7 protein-coding genes and 1 tRNA gene are annotated in these 4,147 nt (G+C 66.5%); 6 read left to right on the top strand and 2 right to left on the bottom strand.

What is annotated here, in order from left to right:
* On the top strand, nucleotides 1-369 hold a 369-nt coding region (locus tag AC3XYG_RS41840; RefSeq protein WP_489145840.1), incomplete at its 5' end, for a hypothetical protein.
* Between the two features lie 117 nt (nucleotides 370-486).
* Complete coding sequence (locus AC3XYG_RS41835) at nucleotides 487-759, top strand: hypothetical protein (RefSeq protein ID WP_489145839.1); 273 nt, start codon at nucleotides 487-489, stop codon at nucleotides 757-759.
* Nucleotides 760-837: 78 nt separating this feature from the next.
* Here AC3XYG_RS41835 and AC3XYG_RS41830 read toward each other — a convergent pair.
* Nucleotides 838-927: transfer RNA gene (locus AC3XYG_RS41830), tRNA-Ser, on the bottom strand.
* Between the two features lie 283 nt (nucleotides 928-1,210).
* Between AC3XYG_RS41830 and rplU the strand changes: the two genes are divergently transcribed.
* The 3 genes from rplU to obgE all read left to right on the top strand — a co-directional run bounded on the left by rplU (nucleotide 1,211) and on the right by obgE (nucleotide 3,038).
* Nucleotides 1,211-1,528: a 50S ribosomal protein L21 gene (rplU, locus tag AC3XYG_RS41825; protein WP_489145841.1), complete on the top strand. Its 318-nt coding sequence runs from the start codon at nucleotides 1,211-1,213 to the stop codon at nucleotides 1,526-1,528.
* 15 nt (nucleotides 1,529-1,543) lie between these two features.
* On the top strand, nucleotides 1,544-1,810 hold the full coding sequence (rpmA, locus tag AC3XYG_RS41820) for a 50S ribosomal protein L27 (RefSeq protein WP_489145838.1): 267 nt from the start codon (nucleotides 1,544-1,546) through the stop codon (nucleotides 1,808-1,810).
* Nucleotides 1,811-1,973: 163 nt separating this feature from the next.
* Nucleotides 1,974-3,038, top strand: a complete 1,065-nt coding sequence (obgE, locus tag AC3XYG_RS41815; protein WP_489145837.1) for a GTPase ObgE — start codon at nucleotides 1,974-1,976, stop codon at nucleotides 3,036-3,038.
* Between the two features lie 316 nt (nucleotides 3,039-3,354).
* Here obgE and AC3XYG_RS41810 read toward each other — a convergent pair whose 3' ends face one another.
* Nucleotides 3,355-3,702: a gamma-glutamylcyclotransferase family protein gene (locus tag AC3XYG_RS41810; RefSeq protein ID WP_489145836.1), complete on the bottom strand. Its 348-nt coding sequence runs from the start codon at nucleotides 3,700-3,702 to the stop codon at nucleotides 3,355-3,357.
* Between the two features lie 179 nt (nucleotides 3,703-3,881).
* Here AC3XYG_RS41810 and AC3XYG_RS41805 point away from each other — a divergent pair.
* Nucleotides 3,882-4,147 (top strand): amino acid kinase family protein (locus AC3XYG_RS41805; protein WP_489145835.1); only part of this gene is annotated, 266 nt, incomplete at its 3' end.

Genomic DNA, 4,147 nt, shown 5'->3' with positions numbered 1-4,147 from the left:
GGCAAAGCCATGGCCGCCGACGACCGGGACGACGAACTGCGCTACGTCATGAAGCAGCTTGAAGGCTGGCTGGCCCGCTGGCAGGGCGGCGGGGCCCCGGATGGCCGGCAGCTGTGGCTGCTCAAGAGCGCCGCGGCCGAGCTGCACATCGACGAGGGCGAAGCCTATGACCCGAGCGAGCCGTCCAGCCACGGCGACGTCGCCAACATGCTCGCCGCGATCGACCCGGAACAGCCACTGCTGCCCGAAGGCGAATCGATGCCCGAGACCAGCTACACGTTGGCGGAGTTCGAGCGGGACATGGAGCTGCTGCGGCCGAAATACGAATATCTGAGCTGGCGCGGCGGCCGGCCGGTCGGCCGGGCCTAGGCCGCCGGCTCAAAGGCCTGCCTCTCTACCCGACGGCCCCTTTATCATTGCGGATGTGGAACTATTTTGCTCTGTCGCGTGTCTACCAATGGCACGCACCATTGCAGGGGACAGCTCATGACCCGATCGATCAAGGCGGCCATCCTGGCCCTGGCCCTGTCGGTTGCAGCGCCGATTGCCCTGTCGTCCGGCCCCGCCGCGGCCAACAACATCAACCAGCCGCATGTCTGGCGCTCCGACCGCGACCACCGGCACGACCGCGACTGGCGGCGCGGCGACCATCGGGATCATCGGCACGACCGCCATGACCGCCGTCGCGATGATCGGCACCAGGGGCGGGACCATGACCGGAACGATCATGGCAATATCCTGCAGCAGCTGCTTCGGTGATTTGGGACGTGTTCGGCAGCCGAATCTCCCCGCGACCGGGGAGCCTGGGTGACGGATCGACTGCAATTTGAAGAGATATGGCGGAGAGGGTGGGATTCGAACCCACGGTGCCCTTGCAGACACAACGGTTTTCGAGACCGTCCTATTCAACCACTCTAGCACCTCTCCGTGAGGCGCGGCGGGTGGTTCGGGAACCCCCTCCGCGTGGTCGGCGCGGACCATAGTCGAGAGCGTTCGGCCATGCAAGCATGGAACGCAGCGATTTTCAGGTCCCGGTTCCGGCCGTTCGCCGGGCCCTCCCGTGGTATTCCGTCGTTGACAGCGGACCGTGCCTGACTATAGTGCCGCGTTCACGGAACGGGTGCCGCCGTCTCGGCCGGTGCCCGTATGCGTTTTTGATCACCTGAGGATTGTCCGCAAGGTCGTCCTCCTAGTCGACGGCAGCCTGACCATGTTCGCAGTCATCCGCACCGGTGGGAAACAGTACCGGGTCGCCCAGGACCAATTTGTGACCGTCGAGCGTCTCGACGCTGAGCCGGGCGCGTCCGTCACGCTGGAAGAGGTGCTGATGCTCGGCGGCGGCGACACCGCCATCCAGATCGGCACGCCGGTGATCGCCGGCGCCTCGGTGACCGCCGAGGTGGTCGAGCAGACCCGCGGCCCGAAGATCATCATCTTCAAGAAGAAGCGCCGCCAGAATTATCGCCGGAAGAAGGGTCATCGTCAGGACCTGACGGTGCTCAAGATCACCGCCATCGCCGGCGCGTAAAGAGGAGATCGAGAGATGGCACATAAGAACGCTGGTGGTTCGTCGCGCAACGGTCGTGATTCGGCCGGTCAGCGCCTCGGTGTGAAGCTGTTCGGTGGCCAGGCCGCCGTTCCGGGCAACATCATCATGCGTCAGCGTGGCACCAAGGTTCATCCGGGCGTCAATGTCGGCATCGGCAAGGACCACACGCTGTTCGCGCTGGTCCCCGGCACGGTCCAGTTCAAGCTCAGCCGTGGCCGCATGACGGTGACGATCGCCGAGCACGCGGAAGCTGCGGAGTAAAGCCTCGCTCCCTCGGGGGCTAGAGGCATGGGTTCGGGAGACGGGGGAATGGGCGACCATTCCCCCGTTTCGCGTTTGGTGCGACAAGAGAGGGTGGCGATCCGGCAGGGTCGGCGCCTGGGCCTGAGATGGTCAGCAGCGTGCGGGTGAGAGCGGTCCGGTCATGAAGTTCCTCGACGAAGCCAAGATCTTCCTGAAGAGCGGCGACGGCGGGAATGGCTGTGTCGCGTTCCGACGCGAGAAGTTCATCGAATTCGGCGGCCCCAGCGGCGGTGACGGCGGCCGCGGCGGCGATGTCTGGATCGAGGCGGTGGACGGGCTGAACACCCTGATCGACTATCGCTACCAGCAGCATTTCAAGGCCGATCGCGGCCATCACGGCATGGGCTCCGACCGCTTCGGCGCCGCCGGGGCCGACAGCGTGCTGCGCGTCCCGGCCGGCACCCAGGTGCTGGACGAGGACAAGGAAACCATCCTGGCCGACATGGTCGAGATCGGCCAGCGTGTGCGGCTGCTCAAGGGCGGCGACGGCGGTTTCGGCAACCACCATTTCAAGACATCGACGAATCGCGCGCCGCGGCGGTCCGATCCCGGCTGGCCGGGTGAGGAGCGCTGGATCTGGCTGCGGCTGAAGCTGATCGCCGATGCCGGGCTGGTCGGCCTGCCCAATGCCGGCAAATCGACCTTCCTGGCCGCCACCACCGCGGCCAAGCCGAAGATCGCCGACTACCCCTTCACCACGCTGCACCCGAATCTCGGCGTGGTCCGCTCCGACGATCATGAATTCGTGCTGGCCGACATTCCCGGCCTGATCGAAGGCGCGCATGAGGGTGCCGGGCTGGGCGACCGCTTCCTCGGCCATGTCGAACGCTGCGGCGTGCTGCTGCACCTGGTCGACGGCACGCAGGACGATGTGGCCGAGGCCTATCGCGTGGTGCGCGAGGAACTCAAGGCCTATGGCGGCGGCCTGGCCGGCAAGCCGGAGATCGTCGGCCTGAACAAGATCGACGCGCTGGACAAGGAAACCCTGGCCGTACGGCAGAAGGCCCTGAAGGCCGCGGCCGGCCGGAAGGCCAAGCTGGTGACCCTGTCCGGCGCCACCGGCGGTGGGGTGCAGGACGTGCTGCGCCTGCTGTGGGCCCAGGTCGCCGCCAGCCGCCCGGCGCCGGCACAGCCGGTGCCGGAGCCGGCCGAGATCAACCCCTGGGCGCCGACCGACTCCGACTAAGAGTCTTCCGGTCTGACAGCCAACTCCAAGACGGATCGCCGATGAGACCGCACTCCGCGATCCATTTGGCATACCCGCATGCCATTGATGCATTGGGAACGCTGCCGTGAATCTGGCTGTTTCTTGCGCAGGGAGCTGTCAAGCTAGCAACAGGGAATGAAGAACCGGAGGATTTTCTAGCTTTCCAATCTGGGCATCAACGAATCGGCAGGCGAGTTTCAGACCCTGGCTCCCAATTTTCTTCAGTTCGATGACAAGATATTACAATGTTACATCATCTCTCACGAAGGGGTGCGCCCGTCCGCCGTGATGAGGGTTAGTTCTTCACGTAGACCCAGGCCTCGGCGCCGGATTTCAGCCGGACCAGGATGCGCCTGTAGTCCGAGACCTCATAGGCATCGGCGGCGGCCAACTCGGCCGCGGTGATACGGAACACCGTCCCGGCCACCTCGTCCGCCGCGTTGCCGCTGGGCTCGACGATCGGGTGGAAGCGCTTGCCGCTGGTCCGGATCACCTCGGGGTCGGTGATCTCGAGCATCGAATTGCGATAGCCCGGCATCGCGTCCGGCGCGCCGTCGAGGCGGCGGCCGAAGGAGGCCAGCTGGACGTTCTCCTGCTGCAGCGTGCCGTAGGAAAACAGCAGGATGGTCGCGTCCTCGGTCATGGGGCTGCCTCCGTTGCGAAATCCGGCGGGACCAACCCGGCGGCATCCGTCGCGGCCGGATGATAGCCACCGCGGTGCAAGGCGGGGAGGGGGCGCGCCGCCGCGTCGCAGAACGGCTATCCCTGTGGGGGCCGAGGCGGTAGGAAGAGGCCCCTGTCCTCTGCCCGCCGAATGCCGTCATGACCGCTTTCCTCACCCAGGCCCGCCGCATCGTCGTCAAGGTCGGATCGGCCCTGCTGGTCGATCAACGCACGGGACAGCTGCGTCGCGCCTGGCTCGACGCCCTGGCCGACGATGTTGCCCGCTGCCGGGCGCGGGGGCAGGAGGTGGTGATCGTCTCCTCCGGCTCGATCGCGGCGGGGCGCGAGCATCTCGGCCTCAAGGGCCGGGCGCTGCGGCTGGAGGAGAAGCAGGCCGCCGCCGCCACCGGCCAGATCCGCCTGGC

The organism is Inquilinus sp. (assembly GCF_057815775.1).
This window is presented reverse-complemented; position numbering and strand designations above follow the sequence as displayed.